General features: G+C 50.3%; 22 protein-coding genes. 8 read left to right on the top strand and 14 right to left on the bottom strand.

Features of this window, described 5'->3' with window-relative positions:
- Positions 1-15 precede the first annotated feature (15 nt).
- From glgP to PUT07_RS29605, 3 genes are all read left to right on the top strand, one after another.
- Positions 16-2,571, top strand: coding sequence for an alpha-glucan family phosphorylase (glgP, locus tag PUT07_RS29615; protein WP_274472383.1), 2,556 nt, complete (start codon positions 16-18; stop codon positions 2,569-2,571).
- Between the two features lie 128 nt (positions 2,572-2,699).
- Complete coding sequence (locus tag PUT07_RS29610; protein WP_274472382.1) at positions 2,700-3,371, top strand: PilZ domain-containing protein; 672 nt, start codon at positions 2,700-2,702, stop codon at positions 3,369-3,371.
- An 11-nt stretch (positions 3,372-3,382) separates the two neighbouring features.
- Positions 3,383-4,195, top strand: a complete 813-nt coding sequence (locus tag PUT07_RS29605) for an NAD kinase (protein WP_274472381.1) — start codon at positions 3,383-3,385, stop codon at positions 4,193-4,195.
- A 71-nt stretch (positions 4,196-4,266) separates the two neighbouring features.
- Here the strand turns inward: PUT07_RS29605 and PUT07_RS29600 are convergent, their stop codons facing one another.
- Together PUT07_RS29600 and lipA are read right to left on the bottom strand one after the other, a co-directional pair.
- Positions 4,267-4,614 carry a YutD family protein gene (locus PUT07_RS29600; RefSeq protein ID WP_274472380.1) on the bottom strand — a complete coding sequence of 116 codons (348 nt, stop codon included), beginning with the start codon at positions 4,612-4,614 and terminating at the stop codon, positions 4,267-4,269.
- A 36-nt stretch (positions 4,615-4,650) separates the two neighbouring features.
- On the bottom strand, positions 4,651-5,526 hold the full coding sequence (gene lipA / locus PUT07_RS29595; RefSeq protein WP_274472379.1) for a lipoyl synthase: 876 nt from the start codon (positions 5,524-5,526) through the stop codon (positions 4,651-4,653).
- 155 nt (positions 5,527-5,681) lie between these two features.
- Here lipA and larE point away from each other — a divergent pair, with 155 nt between their 5' ends.
- From larE to larC (PUT07_RS29580), 3 genes are read left to right on the top strand one after another with little or no spacing between them, the layout of a single operon-like run.
- The gene (gene larE, locus PUT07_RS29590; RefSeq protein ID WP_274472378.1) at positions 5,682-6,530 is read left to right on the top strand and encodes an ATP-dependent sacrificial sulfur transferase LarE; all 849 of its coding nucleotides are present in this window, start codon (positions 5,682-5,684) and stop codon (positions 6,528-6,530) included.
- A complete protein-coding gene (gene larB, locus PUT07_RS29585) occupies positions 6,527-7,303 on the top strand; it encodes a nickel pincer cofactor biosynthesis protein LarB (protein WP_274472377.1) in 777 nt (258 codons plus the stop codon). Before larE ends, larB begins: the two co-directional genes overlap by 4 nt.
- A 10-nt stretch (positions 7,304-7,313) precedes the next feature.
- Positions 7,314-8,294, top strand: coding sequence for a nickel pincer cofactor biosynthesis protein LarC (larC, locus tag PUT07_RS29580; protein ID WP_274472376.1), 981 nt, complete (start codon positions 7,314-7,316; stop codon positions 8,292-8,294).
- A gap of 26 nt (positions 8,295-8,320) precedes the next feature.
- Here the strand turns inward: larC (PUT07_RS29580) and larC (PUT07_RS29575) are convergent, their stop codons facing one another.
- A complete protein-coding gene (gene larC / locus PUT07_RS29575) occupies positions 8,321-8,824 on the bottom strand; it encodes a nickel insertion protein (protein ID WP_338000785.1) in 504 nt (167 codons plus the stop codon).
- Between the two features lie 111 nt (positions 8,825-8,935).
- On the opposite strand from larC (PUT07_RS29575), the gene PUT07_RS29570 reads away from it, so the two are divergent.
- Entirely contained in the window at positions 8,936-9,985 is a 1,050-nt protein-coding gene (locus PUT07_RS29570; RefSeq protein ID WP_274472375.1) for a M23 family metallopeptidase, read from the top strand.
- A gap of 8 nt (positions 9,986-9,993) precedes the next feature.
- Here the strand turns inward: PUT07_RS29570 and yunB are convergent, their stop codons facing one another.
- Positions 9,994-10,785 (bottom strand): sporulation protein YunB, encoded by a 792-nt coding sequence (gene yunB, locus PUT07_RS29565; protein ID WP_274472374.1) that lies wholly within the window; start codon positions 10,783-10,785, stop codon positions 9,994-9,996.
- Positions 10,786-11,305: 520 nt separating this feature from the next.
- On the opposite strand from yunB, the gene PUT07_RS29560 reads away from it, so the two are divergent.
- Entirely contained in the window at positions 11,306-12,271 is a 966-nt protein-coding gene (locus PUT07_RS29560; RefSeq protein ID WP_274472373.1) for an IS1595 family transposase, read from the top strand.
- On the opposite strand, the gene PUT07_RS29555 is transcribed toward PUT07_RS29560, so the two are convergent.
- The 10 genes from PUT07_RS29555 to PUT07_RS29510 form a co-directional block, all read right to left on the bottom strand.
- Entirely contained in the window at positions 12,252-13,115 is an 864-nt protein-coding gene (locus PUT07_RS29555; protein ID WP_274472372.1) for a hypothetical protein, read from the bottom strand. The genes PUT07_RS29560 and PUT07_RS29555 overlap by 20 nt on opposite strands.
- A gap of 395 nt (positions 13,116-13,510) precedes the next feature.
- The gene (locus PUT07_RS29550) at positions 13,511-14,074 is read right to left on the bottom strand and encodes a 5' nucleotidase, NT5C type (protein WP_274472371.1); all 564 of its coding nucleotides are present in this window, start codon (positions 14,072-14,074) and stop codon (positions 13,511-13,513) included.
- A gap of 28 nt (positions 14,075-14,102) precedes the next feature.
- Complete coding sequence (locus tag PUT07_RS29545) at positions 14,103-14,747, bottom strand: pentapeptide repeat-containing protein (RefSeq protein WP_274472370.1); 645 nt, start codon at positions 14,745-14,747, stop codon at positions 14,103-14,105.
- 39 nt (positions 14,748-14,786) lie between these two features.
- Positions 14,787-15,395: a sigma-70 family RNA polymerase sigma factor gene (locus tag PUT07_RS29540; RefSeq protein WP_274472369.1), complete on the bottom strand. Its 609-nt coding sequence runs from the start codon at positions 15,393-15,395 to the stop codon at positions 14,787-14,789.
- 21 nt (positions 15,396-15,416) lie between these two features.
- On the bottom strand, positions 15,417-15,998 hold the full coding sequence (locus tag PUT07_RS29535) for a hypothetical protein (protein WP_274472368.1): 582 nt from the start codon (positions 15,996-15,998) through the stop codon (positions 15,417-15,419).
- 262 nt (positions 15,999-16,260) lie between these two features.
- On the bottom strand, positions 16,261-17,283 hold the full coding sequence (locus tag PUT07_RS29530) for an ATP-grasp domain-containing protein (protein ID WP_274472367.1): 1,023 nt from the start codon (positions 17,281-17,283) through the stop codon (positions 16,261-16,263).
- A complete protein-coding gene (locus PUT07_RS29525; RefSeq protein ID WP_274472366.1) occupies positions 17,280-18,116 on the bottom strand; it encodes an HAD family hydrolase in 837 nt (278 codons plus the stop codon). The genes PUT07_RS29530 and PUT07_RS29525 overlap by 4 nt, the downstream gene beginning before the upstream one ends.
- Before the next feature lies 1 nt (position 18,117).
- On the bottom strand, positions 18,118-19,251 hold the full coding sequence (locus tag PUT07_RS29520; RefSeq protein WP_274472365.1) for a cysteine protease StiP family protein: 1,134 nt from the start codon (positions 19,249-19,251) through the stop codon (positions 18,118-18,120).
- On the bottom strand, positions 19,224-20,636 hold the full coding sequence (locus tag PUT07_RS29515) for a phosphoribosyltransferase family protein (RefSeq protein ID WP_274472364.1): 1,413 nt from the start codon (positions 20,634-20,636) through the stop codon (positions 19,224-19,226). The genes PUT07_RS29520 and PUT07_RS29515 overlap by 28 nt, the downstream gene beginning before the upstream one ends.
- Positions 20,584-21,684 (bottom strand): HpcH/HpaI aldolase/citrate lyase family protein, encoded by a 1,101-nt coding sequence (locus PUT07_RS29510; RefSeq protein WP_274472363.1) that lies wholly within the window; start codon positions 21,682-21,684, stop codon positions 20,584-20,586. The genes PUT07_RS29515 and PUT07_RS29510 overlap by 53 nt, the downstream gene beginning before the upstream one ends.
- Between the last annotated feature and the right edge of the window lie 59 nt (positions 21,685-21,743).

Raw genomic sequence — 21,743 nt, 5'->3', positions numbered from 1 at the left:
GGGAGTGAATCCAGTATGCAAAATGCCATCCCCAAAGTAGCTAGACCGTTGCCGCCTGCGATTGAGCGCTTGTCCGAGCTGGCTATCAATCTGTGGTTCAGTTGGAACCATGATGCTTTGCAGCTTTTTGCACAAATGGATCCGGCCAAATGGGTTCAAGCCGGCTATAATCCCGTTCGCCTCCTTTACGATTTGGACGAAGCCCAAATCGACGCTTTAAGCGGCAACGCCGAATTTCTGTCCCGCTACCGGCAAGTGATCGGCAAGTTCGACGCCTATATGAACGGACCTACTTGGTTTCAGCAAAAGCATGGAGAACGCGGTTATGTGCAGATCGCTTACTTCTCCGCCGAGTTCGGCTTTCATGAATCCTTACCGATTTATTCAGGGGGGCTGGGCATCCTGGCCGGCGATCATACCAAATCGGCAAGCGATTTAGGCATCCCATTGGTCGGTATGGGACTTCTTTATAAAAAGGGCTATTTTACGCAAAAAATCGATGCATCCGGCGGTCAAATCAGCGAATTGTATACGTACGACTTCGGCAAGCTGCCGATCTCTCCTGTGCTTCAAGACGGACGTCCGCTTACCGTTACCATTGACATGCCCGGACGAACCGTTACGCTGCAAATTTGGCGTGTACAGGTCGGCCGCAATGCCGTCTATTTGCTGGATGCCGACCATGAAGCGAACAGCCAGGCGGATAAGGAACTGACCGCTCAGCTGTACGGCGGCAATCAGGATACGCGGATCGCGCAGGAAATCGTGCTTGGCATCGGCGGTGTCAAGGCGCTCCGCGCTTTGGGCATCTACCCCAATGTGTACCATATCAACGAGGGGCATGCCGCTTTCTTAACGCTCGAACGGTTGAAGGAGCTGCTCCACCTTGGGCTGCCGTTCCATGTAGCCGTTGAAACCGTGCGCTCGGCGACCGTCTTCACCACCCATACCCCTGTGCCTGCCGGGCATGACACGTTCTCGATCGGGATGGTGGAGCATTATCTCGGACCGCTGCTGAGCGAGCTGTCGCGCCATAAGCAAAGCATCGTAGCGCTCGGACTCGACCACCATACGGGCCAATTCAATATGACCCACCTGGCGATGAATACGGCTGGATTGCGCAATGGCGTAAGCAAGCTTCACGGTCAAGTCTCGCGCGAGATGTTTAAGGATTTCCACGGCCATATCGATGCGTCCGAAGTGCCGATCGGTTCCATTACGAACGGGGTTCACTTGGACACATGGACCGCTCCGCAATGGCAAGAACTGTTCACCCGCTTCCTCCCCGGCACTTGGCGGGAAGATCAAGTTAACAAGCATCAGTGGCAGCAGGTGGAAGTCATTCCCGACGAATCCATCTGGACCGTGCATCAGCAGTTGAAGGAAGACTTGATCCGCTACGCGAGGCGCAACATCATGGAGCAGCGCAGACGCAACGGCGAGTCTCAGGAGCGCATCGACGAAGTCAGACAATACTTGAATCCCAAAGCCTTGACAATCGGATTCGCCAGAAGGTTCGCCACTTATAAGCGGGCTAATCTCATTTTCAACGATTTGTACCGGCTGAAGAAGCTGATTAACGATCCCGACCGCCCCGTGCAATTTATATTTGCCGGCAAGGCGCATCCGGCGGATTATCCCGGTCAGGAGCTCATTCGCGAAATATATCGCATATCGCAATTAAAGGAATTCGCAGGCAAAGTCGTCATGCTCGAGAATTACGACATGAATATGGCGCGTTATCTCGTTCAAGGTGTGGATGTCTGGCTGAACAACCCGCGCAGGCCGCTGGAAGCGAGCGGCACGAGCGGGCAGAAAGCAGCCATGAACGGAGTTCTGAACTTCAGCGTCCTGGACGGCTGGTGGGAGGAAGGCTACAACGGGTCAAACGGTTGGGCGATCGGCTCCACGGGCACGGCGGACTGGGCCGTGCAGGAGAAAGAGAATACCCAATCGATCTACCACATTCTGCAGAACGAAATTATCCCTCTTTACTACAATCAAGGCGAGCTTCCGCATCAATGGATCTCCCGGATGAAGCGCTCCATTCAGACCCTGAGCCCGGTCTACAACACCCACCGGATGGTGCAGGATTACACGGAGCAGACCTATGTGCCCACGGCCGACAGAGCCCGGCTGTTCGTCGCCAATCACTACGACGTGGCAACCAAAGTGGCCGATTACAAGCAGTTCATTCGCAGCAACTGGTATCATGTCAAGATCATTGGCATCGATGACCGCTCAGCCAAATTGTCGTCGGAAGTTCCATTAAGCGAAATGAAACCGTCTACGAAGGAGGTTTCGGCGCAAGTTCATTTCGGCCCTATTTGGCCGCAAGATACGGCGGTGGAAGTCATATATTATGAGGACATTGGCGACACCTGGGAGCAGCGCATCATCACGATGGAGCCGTCCGGCGAGCTGACGGAAGGCATCCAGAGCTATAAAGCGACCATTCCCGGGCACCTTGTTCATGGGCCTCATTTCTCGATTCGCGTTCGACCGGTTTCGCCAAATTTCGCCCATTCCTTCGAGCTTTCGCTTGTGACCAGTACACTCTCTTGGCAGTAATTGTTGGATTCACCCGCTTAAAGCCCCGTTTGGGGCTTTTCTTATTTTCTTTTATAAATTATTATGAAAAGAGGACTTACGGTATGGGCATGCAAGCATGAATGCAAATCTAACCACTTGGTGATGCTATGGATTGGAATAAGGCGCAAGAATTGGCATATATCGCACCGAATTCGGCTTGTCATTTGATGATTGTCGGTGAGTGCAAAGACGGGCAACCGTTCTGCTTCGAAGATGATTTCATCATTGACCGAATAGGCGAACAATCGTTCACCGTTTGTCTAGAGCTTTGCGGACTATTTCCATTCGACAAACTTGAACATGTATCATTCATTGAATTTTCTTTTAGAGACCGTGGAATTTTATATTATACGTATGTGGATTTGCTTCAGCTCGAATTGAAGAAATCCGGTTGTAACCTCACATTGTCCATTCCCGAAGAAATTCAGCATCATCAGAGAAGACAGCATCAACGGGCCAAGCTCTTCCTTCGAACACCCATTACACTTCAGATCGTCGGTATTCGCGGTGTGTCCGCACGCAAGGGCGCCGCTTTCTCCGGACAACTGCTTGATATCAGCAGCGGAGGCCTTTCATTCCTAACAACGAACCGGCTGATTCACCCCTTGTTCCTGGAGCTCAGCTTCATTCTGCCAGGACTTCCCGGACCGATCACCGCATATGGCGAAATTATTAGGGTGGCCAATTTCAGCAACGATTCATACCGCGTCGCAGCCGAGTTCAGGCATACCCCCGAGTCTATACTGCAAGAAATTGACAAATACTGTACGCTTCAATAGGAGGAACTCGATTGAAATACAACGTCATTGAACGAGGCGATGATATCTCCAAGGAGCTGACAGCACGGTTCCATGCGCTCGCCGCACAGCATGGAATGCCCAGGGACGAGCATAACCCCGACATCGTCCTTTCCATTGGCGGAGACGGCACCATGCTTCAGGCTTTTCATAATTATGTCGATCAAATCGGTCATATCGCATTCGTAGGCATCCATACGGGACATCTCGGCTTTTTTGCGGATTGGAAACCGAACGAACTCGACCATCTCGCATCACTGGTATTTAGCGTCCCTTCCGTCGAGGAACTGCAAGTCGTGAGATATCCGGTCGTTGAGATCGAAATCACTACCGAGCATGGCGTTGAGACGCATCTTGCGCTGAACGAGTTTACGCTTCGGGGAATCGAAGTTTCCCTGGTTGCGCGTCTGGACATCAACGATGAAGTGTTCGAAATGTTCCGCGGCGACGGAATCTGCATCTCCTCGCCGGCAGGCAGCACCGCCTATAACAAAAGCTTGGGCGGGGCCATGGTCCATCCGTCACTGGAGGCGATCCAAATCGCCGAGATCGCTTCCATCAATAACAGAGTCTACCGGACACTCGGCTCTTCCATGATTTTACCGAAGCATCATCATTGCGACATTTATCCGAAAGCCCAGCAAAATATGCTGCTTTCCCTCGATCATAAGTATATGCAGCACAGCGACGTCGTCTCGATCCGCTGCCGCGTCGCCTCCCACGTGAAAGTGAAATTCGCCAGATTCCGCCCCTTCCCGTTCTGGAACCGGGTGCGCGAGGCTTTCGTCGGCTTAGAGCTTAAGTAGCTTTATGGGTCAACAAAAAAACGCCATTGAACTCCCGGGAGTTCAAATGGCGTTTTTTTATTGTCAAACCTCTATGACGAGGTTGTCGTCGGTTCGGAAGGTACCTGCGGTTGCTGCGGCTGCAGTGGTTGCTGCTGCTGCTTGTTAGTGTTAACCTTCTCGATGAGAAAGTAAGCACAGCCGAAATTGCAGTACTCATTCAAATAGTCTTGGAGGGCGGCGATCGACGAATCCTTTGTCGCTTTCGGGTGAGCTTCTTTAAAAAAGCCTCTCAGCCTTAATTGACTGTATCCCCAGTCGCCAACAATATAATCATAGCGCTCCAGAACTTCGCTGTAGCGTTCCTTGAACACTTCATAATTCCAACCGTTCTTGTGGTCGGTCACGAGCTCATAGGTTTTGTTCGCAATATGAATCATGATGGTAGGAAGCTCTCCTTTCTCGGATCCGTCAGTTTAAACGTTCGATGCCGCTTGGACCTGCTCATGGGCATGGTACGAGCTGCGTACCAATGGGCCTGACTCTACGTGCTTGAACCCGCGCTTCATCCCCTCTTCTTTCAGAAGGGCGAACTGGTCCGGCGTATAATATTTGGAGACAGCCAGATGGGTCGTGGACGGCTGCAAATACTGGCCGATGGTCATAATATCGCAATCCACCGCGCGAAGATCGTCCATCGTTTGCAGCAGCTCCTCCCACTCCTCGCCGACACCGATCATGACGCTGGATTTGGTTGGAATGTTCGGCGCGATTCGCTTGGAGCGCTCCAGCAGCTCCAGCGAGCGGCGATACTTCGCTTTGGAGCGGACGCGGTCCGACATGCGTTCAACCGTTTCCATATTATGGTTCAGGATATCCGGCTTGGCCTCCAGAACCGTTGCCAGCGACTCTTCGCGTCCCAGGAAATCGGGAATCAGCACTTCGACCGTGCAGAGCGGCAGCTTCCGGCGAATCGCCTTAATCGTTTCGGCGAAAATCATCGCTCCGCCATCCTGCAGATCGTCGCGCGCGACGGAAGTCACGACGCAATGGCGCAAGCCCATTTGCAATGCGGCATCGGCCACACGTTCCGGCTCTTGCAGATCGAGCTCCGTCGGGAGGCCGGTTTTGACGGCGCAGAAGCGGCAGGCGCGCGTACATATGTCGCCCAAAATCATAAAGGTTGCCGTCCGATTCGCCCAGCACTCATGAATGTTCGGACATTTGGCTTCCTCACAAACCGTATGCAGCGTTTTGGAACGCATCATCGACTTTATTTCTTTGAAGTTTTCATCGGTCTTCAGATTAATTTTTAACCAGTCTGGTTTTCTCTCTAGGGGTTTTGTAGGCATTATAGTTCCCGCCTTTTATTTGGTTTCTTGCTGTAGTTATTATATCATGAATGCTTGACAAAACAATCCACTTTACCAGTCAGTTGTGATACACTAATCTAGATGGACCAAAACAGCTCAGCTTTTTACATATAGCTGTATGGGAGGGAAGAATCATGAGCATACAAGAAGTAACGCGCGAGAAAGACCGCAAGCTCGGTGAGATTTTAAGAGGCATGGGTCGCGTATTAATCGCCTTCTCCGGAGGCGTGGACAGTACATTCGTCCTCAAACGGGCACAGCAAGAGCTCGGAGATCAAGTGTTAGCCGTGACTGCGGCTTCCGAAACGTTCCCTACGAGGGAATTCGATGCAGCTGTTGAACTTGCCGAGCAGATCGGCGTCAAGCTGCACAAAACAGAGGTTAAAGAATTGGAGAACGCGAATTTCGTCGCCAATAACCCGGATCGCTGTTACCACTGCAAAACAGGACTTTATTCACATCTGCAGCAATTAGCCAAAGATTTGGGTTACCCATATATTCTAGATGGCTCCAATATGGATGATCTCGGCGATTACAGGCCGGGCCTGCAAGCCAAGAATGAACAGGGCGTCCGCAGCACCTTACAAGAGGCCGGCTTGACGAAGGACGAGATCCGACAGCTTTCCAAGGAATTAGGGCTGCGCACCTGGGATAAGCCGTCCTTCGCCTGCTTGTCCTCCCGCATTCCTTATGGAACGCAAATTGAGAAATGGAAAATCGACCAGCTGGATGAGGGTGAATTCTTCTTGTCGCAGCTCGGTCTATATCAAGTGCGGGTGCGTCATCATGACAAAATCGCCCGGATCGAAGTCATGCCGAATGAAATCCACAAAGTGGTGGAGCACCGCGACGCGATTTACGAAAAGTTCAGCAAGCTCGGCTTTACTTACGTAACGCTGGATCTTGCGGGCTACCGCACCGGCAGCATGAACGAAGTGCTGTCTAAGGAAACCAAAGAAAAGGTGAAAGAAGCATCCTTATGATGGACTTGGAGAAGATTCTAAAGCTCGTCCAGACCGGCGATCTGGACGTTGAAGAAGCCAAAAGGCAAATCGTCAAAGATGGTGCAGGCGCAGGCCCCGGCAACCTAGATCTCGGATTTGCCCAGCTGGACATCGATCGCGAGAAGCGTACGGGCTTCCCCGAAGTCATTTTCGGGGAAGGCAAGACCGCTGAGCAGATCGAGACGATTTTCCGGCGGCTGACGGAGCACACCGACCGCGTGCTCGCCACGCGTGTCGATCCGGACAAAGCCGCCCATGTTACCGCAGCCGTGGAAGGCGTCACCTACCACGAAACGGCCCGGGCGCTCACTTGGTTCAAGCGCCCGATGTTGAAAGTCCACGAAGGCTACATCGCCGTCGTGTGCGCAGGCACCTCCGACCTCCCTGTGGCGGAGGAGGCCGCTCTTACGGCTGAATGCCTGGGCAGCCACGTCGAACGCGTGTTCGACGTCGGCGTAGCCGGCATTCACCGGCTCTTCCGCCGGCTGGATCTCATTCGCGGTGCCAACGCGATTGTGGTCGTAGCCGGCATGGAAGGCGCGCTCGCCAGCGTCGTCGGCGGGCTTGTGTCCAAGCCGATCGTCGCCGTGCCGACGAGCATCGGATATGGCGCCCATCTGGCAGGCGTGGCGCCGCTTCTGTCGATGTTAAACAGTTGTTCACCCGGCATTTCCGTCGTGAACATCGACAATGGCTTCGGAGCCGGCTATTATGCAGGGCTCATTAACAAAAATATGTCGAAACGAGCGTGAGATTCGTACCATGCGTATTTTATATTTGGACTGCTTCTCCGGTATCAGCGGCGATATGACCCTCGGGGCATTGGTCGATGCAGGAGCAGACCGTGCATACATTGAAGATGAGCTTACCAAGATCAAGCTGGAACCTTATATGCTGGAGTGGAAACGTGTCATTAAGCGCGGCATCTCGGCTCTGAAGCTGGATGTCATCCAGGACCCGAACCATCCGCCGAAGCAACACCGGCATTACTCCGAAATCGTCAAAGTCATTCAGGGGGCGGGATTCAACGAGCGAGTAACAGCGCTCAGCCTCGCCATCTTCGAGAAAATCGGTATCGCTGAGGCGAAAATCCACGGTATTCCTGTGGAGAAAGTACATTTCCACGAAGTCGGAGCGATCGACTCCATCGTTGATATCGTGGGTGTGGCTTTGGCCATCGACTCGCTGCGAATCGAGCGCATCTACGCATCGCCGGTTCCTCTAGGCTCGGGTACGATTCATATCGATCACGGTACCTATCCGGTGCCTGCACCTGCTACTTTGGAAATGATGCGCGGCTTACCGATTGCATCAACTGACTACAGTATGGAGATGACCACGCCGACAGGGGCCGGTATCATTTCCGGCATCGTGGATGAGTTTTCCAAAAGCTTTCCGCCAATGGTCGTGGATACGATCGGTTACGGCGCAGGCACGCGGGATTTGCCTAAGCAGCCTAACGTGCTTCGCGTTGTCATCGGCCAAGTAGACCCTTTCATCGGCAAATGGCAAGTCGGCCACGAGCACTTGTCTCATGAACATAATCACGGCCATGCTCATACGCATGATGATCACCATCACCACCATCATCATGATCATGCGCATTCGCACGATGACCATCATCATCATCATGACCATGATCATGATCATGCACACTCGCACGATGACCACCATCATCACCATGACCATGATCACGACCACGCCCATTCGCACTCTCATACACATACGCACAACCCTCAGTAACGGCATAAACGCCTCTTCCTATACCATTAGGAGGAGGCGTTTTTATGTTCTTGCTGTTGCTGCACAAACCGGTGTCTGACTTCTTCATACACCGTCTTCAATGGCACGCCATGAGCTAGCGCAACCTGCTCGCATTCTTTAAACTCAGGTGCATACTGCACTAATTTCCCTTGGTGATAGCCGACTTTGACCGACAACGAGCCCCACGGGGTTTGTACCTTTTCGAACTCTCTGGCCAAACGATGGCAGGATGCGTGCATATACCGAATGCCTAACGTTGTAGTCTCGCTGAAAATAACGTCTTCAATCGCCGAGAGCCGTTCTTCCTCAACGAGTACATTCAACATAATGCCGGGCCGGCCCCTTTTCATAATAATCGGTACCACGTACACATCGTTCGCCCCTGTATCGAAGAGCTTGTCCATGATATAAGAAACCCACTCCGGATTCATATCATCCAAATTAGCTTGAATCAACAGCATCCTGTCATCTACATGCTCATCTCTATGGTTAAAACTCATCCATTTCACCCGCCTTATATTGGCATCATAGCAAAAATAAACGAACAACAAAAGATCTTGGGATAAACACGATAGGAAGCGTACATCCTAAGAAATAACATTTCAGGAAGGATGATAGTGATGATAAGCAGACCCTTTTGGTCGCGGGTTTTAATTTGTAGCCTCCTCCTATCAGCAACCGAATCAGGAATTCTTTCAAATGTAGAGGCTGCGCAGGCTGTCGCTTCCGACCTCTCGCTCGCTTCTGCTCCATCTAAGGTTACTCCCAACCTGAACTCTGAGCGGAAAGAGCTGTTTGAGAAAACAAGTATTATTTCCGGCATCCCATGGTCTTATTTGGCCGCTGTCGATCAGTACGAACGAACGATGAATATTGCCAAGAAACGGCCAGCGCACAGAGGGCTTACTAGTATTTACTTTCCCGAGTCGGATTGGGCCGGCATCTTGAATCCGGACCAGCAGGATACGAATCCCAATAGTATTTCCATCTTCCACGGTTATGGGCGCGACGGTTCCGGAGACGGCGTTGCTGAACGGGACAACGATCTGGATCGGCTGGCTTCAATGGCATTTCTGATGAGCAAGAATGGCATTAAGGAAGATAATCTGCAGATCAACTTATGGAATTATTACCAGAACTCGCGCAGTGTTGAACGTATCAAACAGTTCGCTACCATTTATGAGACGCTCGGCACCTTGGACGTTGGCGAGCACGCATTCCCGCTGCCGGTTACGGCCGATTACTCCTATCGCAGCACGTGGGGAGACAGCCGCGGCTGGGGCGGTCATCGTTCCCACGAAGGAACCGATTTGTTTGCCGGTTACGGCGTTCCCGTGCGCAGCACCTGCTATGGGATCGTGGAAGTGAAAGGCTGGAATCCATACGGCGGCTGGCGCATCGGGATTCGTGACGTGAACAACATCTATCATTATTACGCCCACCTATCCGGGTTCCAAAAAGGAATCAAAGAAAACGACGTCGTGAAGCCCGGCCAAACGATCGGTTGGGTTGGCAGCTCCGGCTACGGTAAGCCGGGGACTTCCGGGAAATTCCCGCCCCATCTCCACTTCGGCCTCTATCGCGATAATGGATTAACGGAGTGGAGCTTTGATCCTTACCCCTCCTTGCGCAAATGGGAAAAAGAAGACCGCAGCAGACGCAGAAAATAAGCCGGCCCCTAGGGGGTCGGCTCTTTTTCCGTTCCTTCTGGCGTAGAGGTCCCTTCGCTCTTCGGCGTGGTAGTTCCCGAGTTCGGAATTTGCGGAAGCGATAAGCTTGGCGGGCCTGCGTCCTTGCTGCTGCCAACCGGATTGCCCTTGTTATCGTAGTAATACGTCGGTACATCCCCTACCACAAGCGAATAGGAAATAGGGATTTCCGTTTCCACGATTTCCGTATCCGAATCAAATGGAATAATGACCGATACTTCGGCAATAATGCGAACGTATACCTCGAACATCACCATGTTAATGCCTGCGTTTTGAGATCGCGTATTCAAATCAACCTTCACATTCCCTACAGGCAGCAGCCTGATCGGTATATCGGGGCCGAACGACGAGAGGATGGCGCTGTTCATCGCTTGCCCTACCGGAATATGCTCGGATATCGTCTGCAGATGATCAAGCTCTCCTTGTACGGTATTGATCGTATCGGAGGTTATACGCATATGTTCGTTATAATTCAACATGAAGCCTGTGATCTTTCCGTTTTTATCCATTTTCCAATCGATAAGCTGCTCCGCATTCGTGCTGCCAGCCACATGATCCGCAATTGCGCTGTTAATCGCTTGTGTGGCGATCTGCTTAATGCGGACCTTCGCTAAGTTCATCAGCGGAGGCCGGAGATTCCGTTCAACATAAATAAAAAACTGCACGCAAAATAAGACAAAGATGAGAAGACTGATCAACAGCACCTTTTTCCGGTTGGATTTCCCTGTAGGTCTGCTTCTCCACCGTCGCCTTTGCAGCATCTCATTCCCCCCTAGCCCGCTTGTCATTAGTACTACCTTATGCGGACATGAAGTGAAAAAGAAGCCTTAGCGCCGGCTCGGAGGGGAGGCTCCGGAAAGCTCCGGTGATCTATGGGAGGCACCTATTCGGAATTCACTTGCTTGCTATTGCCACTATCCCATCTGCTCAGGGCCTCCTCGTCTCTTCAAGCTCGTGCTCCAGCTGCACCTAGCCACCTCTAGCTGCCTCTAGCCGCCTCTAGCCTCTAGCGCAGCCAGCTCTAGCCAGCTCTAGCCGCCTCTAGCCTCTAGCGCAGCCAGCTCTAGCCAGCTCTAGCCGCCTCTAGCCTCTAGCGCAGCCAGCTCTAGCCGCCCCCATTGTTCTTGCCCGCTATATCAACACTATCCCTTTCGCTCAGATAAAACATGGTTATATTGAGTAAATTTTTCCAAAATTATATTGAAATTGAATCAAAGGTTCGATATACTACAAATAGGAACATTTGTTCTTGTCTGTGAGATTGAATGGAGGGAAGCGGATTTGGACTTTTCAAAATTGTCTTTCGAGCAGTTTATGGAACGTTTCTCCACCGAAGCCGCTTGTGCGGAATATCTCTTCCGTGTCAAATGGCCACAAGGCTTCTCCTGTCCACAATGCAGCTTTAGGCACGCCTATTTAATTAATACGCGCCGACTTCCGCTATACGAGTGCAGCCGCTGCCGTCATCAAGCTTCACTGACCTCCGGAACCGTTATCGAAGGGAGTCGGACCAGTCTTCGGAAGTGGTTTGCAGCATTATTTCTTGTCTCCTGTTCGGAGGAGGGTACCAGCGCTGTCAAACTCTCGCATATCATTCAAGTCACCTACAAAACGGCATGGTTAATCCTGCATAAAATAAGATCATTGATCCATCTGTGGGACGCACAAACGCCTCTGACCGGCACTGTTATTATTAATTCTGCCATTTATGGACGTCCATACAATCCCACCGTCCGTAAGCATCCACAAGAGCACCTTCTCCTGCTTGGCTCTTCAGAAATCCACAGCAATGAATCCGGTTATCTCAAAATCAAACATATCATCCCTCAGCTCCCAACCAACAAGCATATATCTCGCCGCGATCTACATTCGTTTCATAACCAACATATTGACCCTGCCGTGCGCAATATAGAAATAACAACAGGCTTCTATACGCCCATACGTTGTCGTCCATTGCTTCAGCTGGCCAGACAAGCCGGCAATTGGATAAATCGAAGCTTTCATGGCCTTGGCGCTAAGTATTTACAAAAGTATCTTGATGAGTTTTGCTATCGATACAATCTGACAGCCCGTAATATCCCGGTATTTCCTCATTTATGCCGGCTTGTCTTTACTCATGCAAGTACCGATTGTTTCCGTTTTCTGAGCGCTAGGGATAGTGGGCACAGACACCGCCATAAGGAAAACCACCTTCGAGAAAGGTGGTCGGCTGTGAGTCTTGGCTTATTTAATATCGATCCATCATAAGCTGTGTTTTTAATGAATCCTGGGGTAAGAACCAGCCTTTGGCCTGCAGGTAAGCAATTAATTCATCATGTTTCGTTGAAGCCTCCGACTCGCTTTTCGTTTTGAAAGAAGCTTCCACTATGTATTCCGTGCCTGTTCCCGCCGCATTTCGAATAGGCCACACTTCGATATACAATTGCTGCCCGCTCCATGTACCGATCGAACGCTTAGCCAGAACGGGACCATAGATGCGTGAGGAGGATAGTTTGCTCGTTCCCCATCCGTCAGAAACCCAATTATTAAACTTATCAGGAGCATTATTAATTAGAAGACTGCGTGAATCTGATTGATTGGGGAGATCCATACCGCTGTATCCGGATTTACTGCCGCTTTTGGTACGAGTAATACTGAGCGTTTTTTTCTGATATCCCCACTCGATTTGTGCTTCATAGCCCGTATCGCCGGAATCAAAACCTTCTTGGTTAGCTAATGTCAGGGCACTATTGATATCGTTACCTGTGATGGAATAACGTTTCTTATAACTAAGCTCGAAGTTATCCTCGCCTTCCGTTTTGCGAATTCGCGGACTCCATCCATTGTTGTAGATATCCTTAGCATTCGTATCCAGGAATTGAACATTCATCTTGGTCACCGTATCCGGCATCCCGAAGGCGGTTTTCACACTGCTTGTGAGTTTATAATCCGTGCCAAGAACCGTGCTGGGATTAAGCAGAAGCTTAACCTCATAATCCGGAACCATATTACTCGCTGCCTCAACGGACTGTGGAGATCCTCCGATTCCTGCGACTGAAACAGCTCCGAAGAGTACAGCCAATGCCATTCTTAATGTGTACTTTCTGATCATTCATTCATCTCCTTTGACTACTTAGTAAGTCTTCTTCCTCACAGAGAAGAGCATAAGGAAGATTTGTCATGGGATTGTGATTTCGGCATGTCTTTTTTGTAAATGAAATCACTCGCCATGGACGTACTATCATAATAGGAGGAGCGAACCCAAGCCCAGAGACTGCTGGCCTTTAAGTGATGCCGCACGCGGCTGCCAAATGCAAGCGTTACGCTACGAACTCCATCAGGGTATGCCTGATGTGCGTAAGATGACCCAAGACATGAACAGCCCTTTCAAGCTTTTAGTTCATGCCCCGTATAAAGAAACAGCCGCCCTAGTTAGGCAGCTGTCCTTCGAAGGTATCACAAATTTAATTTCCTTACAGCCGGGTGACTCGATCCAGATATAGACACCTATGACTGTAATTCGTCAAGAAGCTGATCCCAAGAGGTAATCCTCGGCAGATCTAGCTGTTGATTGTAGGATCTGTCTTTGACGTATGCTTTCACCGGCAAATGGGATAAGGTTTCCAGAACGGTCGGCTTATCGTCGAAATAATAGTCCAACTTCAAATCGTCGATGATATGTACTTTCTCCGAATCGCTCATCCCGCAGAAGAAATGCCCGTCCGCAACGGGAAAGCCGTTTTGAACCAGCCACTCGCGTGTCCGTTCCGTATGTTCCTTGGCTCTAGCTGTGATGTAGTACACCTCGTGGCCTCGCTTCACCAGCTCATGCAAAATTTCACGAGCATGCGGGAAGGGGGCGCAGTCCGAATAATAAATATCATCACGGAGGCTCTTCCACAGCCTCCCGCCCTCTTCTTTCGTCAGTCCGAATGCTTCGTGAATCTCCATCGTTTTTAGCGCATCAAATATATCTAAGCCCACGTTCTGTTTCAGTTCCCGATTATAAATACGGAAAGCGTGTTCCCTTAAGTTGATAAGCGTATCATCAATATCAAATCCAAATTTCACGACAGTCTCCTCATTTCATCGATTGCGTTTATTCCTTTAGTATAAGCCCTAAAAGACTCGCAAATACAGAAGCTTGTCCTCTTGAAATGATGCAGCCGCGCAATTCCTCTACGCCTGCACCTAAATTCGTGAAATCACAGGAGCTGAGATCGATGCCTGTTAGCTTAGCCCCTGTGAATTGGGCACGGTCCAGCTTGCAGTTATCGAAATATACTTTCTGAAGCGTTGTCTCGTAGAAGTCCGCGCTTAATAGCGAGCAATCCTGGAAAGCAATCTGTCTAAAGTTAGCCATTCGGAAATTGACATAATCGCCTAAGCAGGAATCGAATAAAACATTACGAATGGTCGCTCCTGTCAAATCCATACCCATAATTTTGCAATTACGGAATTCCGTCCGATGAATCGTCGCTTCTCCGAAATCCACATTGGACAGATCGCATTTTTCAAAAATAACATCCGTTAATTCAAGGTCTTTCATGGCAATCCGGGTAAAGGTTACATTGCGGAAGATGATTTTATCAAATGCAACTTTGGATGCTTTCTGATTATCGATGGTACAATCGCTAATGATTCCTGTATGATAGTTATCTTCCGCTTCCAGCTTTTCCTCCGGCAAAGAGATTAACGGTAATTCTTTCGGCATTTTGGGTGCATCAATTTTGGTATTGCTCATAGTAATAGATACTCCTCTATCGGTTAATAGGAATGTTGATTAGAGTACGATGACAGGCGTCAGGCTTTGCAGCATGAAGAAGAGCGAACCCCACTTGCGCTTAATGAAATTGCGGCCGCGAAACAATCTTGTTTTGATTGTGGACACAGGCAGTCCCACCTCTTTGGAGATATCCTCCAACGACATATCCAGGAAATATTTGTACACGATCAGCGTTTTATACTTCTCCGGCAGGTCGCGGATCATCCTCTCCACTTGTTCGGCTGTCTCCTGCTCGATCAACTGAACCTCCGGCGTTTTGTCCTGGCTCGTCAACTTCTCATAGAAAGGCAGTGCATCCTTATATGGATGCGGATTCGTATCCATGGACAGCTCCGACTTCTTTTTACGCAGCACATCAATGGTCACGTTCTTGCCAATGCTGAAAATCCAAGTTGAGAAGTTTTTGCTCGCATCAAATCGGTGGGAATGCTGGTACGCTCGTAGAAACGTCTCCTGCACGACATCCTCGGAATCCGACTTGTTGCGCAGCATGCGATAAGCTAATCGGTAAATTTTGTCTTTATACAACTCAAGAAGCCGGCCGAACGCTTTGGAATCCCCTTGAGTCCACATTGTTGCAAGTTGACTATCGCTTAATCGCAGCATATTACAGCTCCTTTATCATCTCTACCATCTTCTGTTATTACCCGAGGAGTCCCGGTCGTTCCAACCGTTCAACCTCTCGAGCATTTCTTTATACATCGTGAACAAAGACTGAATTTCTCTAAATTCCCGATCGTCCGGACCTCCGCCCTGCATAAACATGATCTCCAGCATTTGCTTGTAGAACGTCAGACGTTTATGAACGAACTCTTTCTCAATCTCGAGGATATCCTCCAAATCATGATAGTCCATGAACGCTTGGATATCATCGGGCAATTCATTCTGAGGCGGTCTCTCTCTGCGTGATGAGGAGGGGACGGGGATGGGCTCGGGATTGCCCGATCGTCTGCCTACGTCGACTGTCGTCCGTATTTCCGATAGAATGATATTTTCTTTCGCACACATCACGTGAAAATACTTATTCTTGAGAAGCTCGTTCATCACAAGCTCACACATATCTTTATTGCGAATCAGCATGCCGTCAAAAGGATGAAGCGTCCATACATGGTCTTTCTCATAGAGATTGAAAGTAAACCACTCATTCGCATACAAAATTCTTGTATTAATTGTGTATTCATCCATGATTTCGAATGTAAAATCCAGCAAATTATCCCCTCCAGAGCCTTACACACTCTATTCTTTATTCTACCAAAACCGATGAAAAAAAAGAAACCTTTGCAGGTTTCATAGATGACTATTTTTCAATAAATTTAGATACGGATTCCGCTTTTTCCGAGGCTGCGACGACAATGAGAACGACGATGATTCCAGAGAGTATGATCCCGCCAATCATCATGCAGTGCACCTTCTTTGAATGATTTAATCGTCTATATTCAAAGATATGATGCGCAGCTTCATTTATTCGCCTTTATTCGCCTAAGTTCATAATCATGTAAGTTTCAATATGACTGGCCGTGATGCCGAACCGGGGCTTCTGAATCTCAACCTGTCCGCCCAAGATTGATTTCACTGCCAAGTACGGGAAATTAATACCCGACAAGCACGTGACATGCAGGCCGCCGGACATTCTCGGGTTGATTTCGAGCAATTTGGGCACGCCCTGATTGTACTTCACTTGAATATTATAGTTGAATGGAATACGGTATGCGGCTGCAACCTTGTTCGCAATCTCAATCAGCTCGGGCACTTCTTCCAGCACGCGCAGACGCCCGTCCGCTTTGCGGCGCGGGACAGCCGCTAACAATTCGCCGGAGGCGGTGGCCAAGCAATCGATGCTGTACTCATATCCGCCCAACAGCTCCATCACCATGAGGTCATCGAAACGCTCAACGGACGATAATGTTCGATAAGCTTGATCCGAAGTGAGATAAGGGGTAACCGTCCCGAATAAGTCCTTCAAGGCGTTACGTTCGTTGCTAATAATGCGGAAGCCTGTACCGCCTTCGGCATTGGTTGGCTTCATGCAGACTTGATGACCTGCATGGCTCAGCGATTTGTAAGCGTCCATGAACTGATCGGCCGTATTCACCACATGATAATCCGGGATGCTGAGGATATTTTTATCGCGGATAGCTTCGTAAAATTTTTGCTTTTCGAGCAAATTCTCCAGCAGCTCCAGATCACGGCATACGGTGACTCGGGTGCCGATCTTCTCAAATTCATCCAAATGCTTCGCAATTGCATACATATGCAGACGCGGGATGAAGACGTCAATGCCATGCTGCTTGCAGAAGCCCAGCGCAAATTCGATATAATCGTCATCGCCGAGCACCGGCTCCGTGTCCGCATAATCTGCCGCTTGCAGAGCCATATGCGCACGATCCGGATGCGTCGCATACATCTTGAAGGCCATGCCGTCCTCATTGTTGCGAATGCTGTTCATGTAGTGATAAGCGACCGAAAACCAGCGGTTAAACCATACTTTTTTCATGAGGACTCCTTTATTCGGAAGGAATGATGATTCTCGTTAGGAAGCGTTTGTACATAAGCCAGAATCTCATCGGTTGCAAAAATGCCGGATGCCTCTGTGAACTTGTACTCACCCGTTTGCTGCAGCTGCTCTTGCCTGAATAACTCTCCATGTCTCGGCGCTATCGCATAATCGGCAAAGTCCAGCAAGATTTGATCCAGCAGCGAATCGCCGGACGCTATGATCTTGTCATCCCCCAGCATCGTCTTCAGATGCGCTACGGCATCCCTTTTGTTGACAGCTGCAGGGACAACATAAATTTTCCTGCCTTGAATGGAGGTGTTCCACCCCATACGCCGAAGCTCATCGATCATCTGGCTCACTTCTTGACGCGGAATTTTATCCCGCTGCACAATGTGAGAGAAGAACAACTCATCGCAATAGCTGGAGGAAATGACCCATTCCGGATGAAGCACCTGTTCCATCAGTCTCCGGACCTCCTCGACGTGGGAGCTCGATTGCTTCACAAGGTTCAGAATATGCGATTGCCATTCGAGGTCCGGCTGGCCGTCGATCACGATGTTCCCGCCATTGCTTGTTACGGCGTAGGCCGGCTTCAAGATTTGGCTGACCAAATGTATGCGGAAATATTGATGCAGCGTTCTCGTCGTCACGGGGATGAACGTCAGCTGCGCCATAAGTTCCTTGAGCAGTTGGAAGGCGTCTGCTGACATATACGATCTCACTTTGCCATCGATCAACTCGGCAATGACAATGCGGCTGCCCAGTTCGGCCGCTCGGTCTTCGGGCTGTGAGTAGATCAAGGTCTGATCCAAGTCGCTGGCAAATATCATCTTATTCGGCATCCCCTTTCACAGACTTAATCATCCCGCAGCAGGAATACGTTAGGCCCGGATACACCTCGACCGGCACATCTCTCGCTTCCGCCAGGAGCCGAATATGGCGAATATTCGGATTATCCAAGCGATCAACGAGAATGCGCCATGGTACCCTGCGAAGCAGGACGCGGGTTGTTTCTCCAACCCCCGGTTTAATCAGGTTTATATCCGCGATCTCGAACGCCTGTTGAATCGCCTTAATATCGTGCAGCCCTTGCCAGGTTATCGCAGGCGGATGGGCAAGCCAATGATCTGCCTGCTGCCTTGCCTGCGCAAAGATATCGCCAAAGAACGGCGTGATGGCCGCTATAAAATGATTGGAGAGATCCTGCTCCAGCCACTCTTCATAAAATTTGGAGCCGTGGAAGTCGTACGGCCCGATCAAATCGTCACGAAGCACCGTCCGGCTCATCAGACCTGACACCGTTGCGTTCAAGCAAGCACTCGGGATGAGGAAGTCCTCTCTCGTGCCGAACCATTCCGCACAATGTCCAGGATCGGCCAGCACGGCCAAATCATCGTCCAACTTGATGCCGTAGTGACGCTCCATCTGGGCGCATGCCTCAGCCAGCACTTTGCGGATCGCCCCCTTGCCTGTCCAGCCGTCGACGAACTGAATCCTGGCCTCCGGATGCTTCTGCAGGATATAGATTAGGGCATTCTCGTCAATGCCTTTCCCGCGAATAATGGAGATGCTGTAATGCGGTATGTCTAAGCCATGCATCTCCAACAAATAGCGCCGGATCAGAATGCCCACCGGCGTGCCTGCTCTCGCCAATGAGACGAGCACTGTGTTCGCCCCCTTACGGCTGCGAATGAGTTCCGCTGTCGTTCCAATTGCGAGGGCTGCCTTCCGGGCCGACATCTGCAGCGTCTCATGATACAGCTGCAAATAATCGGGAGACGGCTGCTTCTCGACCGGGAGCATTTCGGAGTAATGCGTACCGGATTGAATAGCCCGTTCCCTGTCATCCGTCGATTTCTCCAGCTGCACACCGCGCAAATCCTTCAGCAAGAATGTAACATCGGAAGGGGGATAGCTGCCCAGTCTTACCGGTTCCTTTACCGGTCTGCTCCGCCAATCTTCCATACCGCTCCCTCCTTCCACTCCACGGTCTGTGGTGAGAAGAAAACGAGATGAAGCCGCTGCAGGCCGCGCGTCTCCAGAATTCGCAGCAGCGGCTGCAAGGCTGCTTGGTCCGCCTCTCTCTCCAGGAAGAGATAGAGATCCTCATACTCGCCAACCGGGACGTTATACATGAAGTGCGTAACCTCCGGATCCTCCGGCGATGCGTACGGATACCCTGACTTCACAGCATAACCGTCCCGGTCAATCGTATGAATCGGGCTGCGCGTCGTCGACTGGTAGGATACCCCTTCGCCCATTTCGGCGGCAATCCGCATCGGGATGTACATGAACTCGCCCGTCCCCACGCAGAGGGTCTTGGTACCGATTCGCGTTTCTCGAAGGTACTTAGCGGTTAGGGATAGGGCGGCTCCTAATTGGGCTTCATGTTCCGGCGTAAGCCCGAATCTGCCGCTGTATTGCAAATAAGGGCGCTGATTCCCCCATGGGCTATGAGCAAATAAGTGATCGACGTACATAATGTCTATGGAAGTAGAGCCTTGGCTGAGAGGCAATTCCGGTTGAGCTGGCGTTAAGCTTTCCGAAGATCCGGTCACGGTCACCTCGCCTTTCACCAACGTAAGGACATGAACGGCGATTCCAAGCTCCTGTTCAAGCTCCCGAAACCGTTCCAGATCCGCTGCCGTTCGCCAATCGAGCAAAGCAAGGACGTAATACGTTTTTTTCGGGAATTTGGCCTGCATATCGCGAATGATGTTTAAAGAGGTTTTGCCGGTTGTCATTTCGTCGTCAACCAGGACAACGACCTCCGCTTGCGCAAAGAGGTGAGGGTCCTCCGCATAGCAATAATGCGCTACCGCATGGGAGTGTTCCTCGCTGAAATTGAGGATGGACTGTGTGTCGTCAATGATTTCTCGTGTGGTATGAATATAAGTATTATTAGCACTAAAAGTGTGGAAAGCGGCGTGCCCAATCGCCGTTGCCGTCTCTGCGAACCCGATAAACACGGCTGGCTGAGGCAGCTCTAACCGGTGACTCCGAATTTCTTGGTAAGCATTGTCCGCACGTGCAGGATCTATCAAGCCTTGTATGGCCAGCGGCAACAAATGATCCGGCATACTGCCTTGCATCGCTTGCTGGAGGAGCAATCCCAAGGAAACGCCGCTTAATAACGAAGTATAGGGACGAACCGGAATATGCTTGCCGAGCACTTTGCTCACGAATAAGAAGGAGCGCTTCTTATTAATTCTGGCCGCCATCCCAAACAGGCTATCCAATGGGATCTGGAAAGGATTCGCCTCTACCTTCACTTTCAGCTCTAAATCTCCGGCGATCTTATACGTACGCTCGGTTACTGGATAATAATCCACTGTATTGTTGTTGTTCATGCAGCACCCCATAGATTTGTGATCGTAACAAAATCTTTCTCGCCCAATTTAAATGAGGTTTTATTTCGTTCATTTTATTGGCATACTCACTTCTGATCACGCCGAAATCCCCATTGCTGTTCGCCACAATGCTGGCTGCATCCGTGTACTCCTCGTGAGACACCGTGTAAAGCGATTGAACCGGCTTAATATGGGTCGGATGGATAATCGTTTTCCCCGTCAGCCCGTTTTCTTTGTCCAACATGACTTCGCGGATTAACCCTTTATGCGGGAAATATTCCCAGACCGGTCCCGAAATGACATAAGAGCTATCCACTCTGCCAAAGACGTTGATAATGTCGGCCACGCAATCCCGAATCGGAGAAATATCATAGATCGTCATCTCCGGGCTTCGGCGCAAGCCGAATAGACTTGAGAAATCGGTAGCCCCGATTCTAACGTTAAGCACCAAATCCTTATAGGTATCCAATATATGTTTGATCGATTGAAGCGATTGAAACCGGCTTTCTTTATAAATGATGGCGCTTGACTCGAGAATAGGAAGGCCGTATAGGGCGGGGGATGACGCAGACTTCTCGTCGTTGTAATTCTCAAGAATTCGGAAATACGTTTCTCCGTTATCCGCTGTAAATTTCGGGAAAACGAAGCCCGTTAGAAGCGCAACGTCATCCTCCAATCTTTCGATCAAATAGTTCAACTGATTGGCGCTTCGGACTCGAACGAACAGCAGCGGCATGTTCTCCTTATTCAAGATCCCCAGCTCGATGAAGGTCGCAAGCTTACTCATTTGATGAATGAGCGACTCTTCCGCCGCATGCACCTCATTCTCGCCGACCGCATCTTCCAAATCCAGAATGGCCGAGACGAGACCTTCCACTTTGCCGAAGGCGATATTTTCAGCGATGGTAGGACGTGTTGCCGGCATGTATAGCGCGGCTCCAATGGACGAAGCTAGAACTTCTTTGCTCGAATGATTGTCAAAAGAGGTGGGAGGCAAATAAAATAAAGCTTTTTGTTCATCCGGCGTTAAGTAGTTAAAGTATCTCATACAATTCCTCCCTCTTTTGGATTGAAACAACAATCCCTCCATTAGGGGAGGGATTGTGT

This window comes from Paenibacillus sp. MAHUQ-63 (assembly GCF_028765165.1).
Classification (GTDB): Bacteria; Bacillota; Bacilli; order Paenibacillales; family NBRC-103111; genus Paenibacillus_E.
The sequence above is the reverse complement of the archived record's forward strand: the minus strand, read 5'-3'. Positions and strand labels throughout refer to the sequence as shown.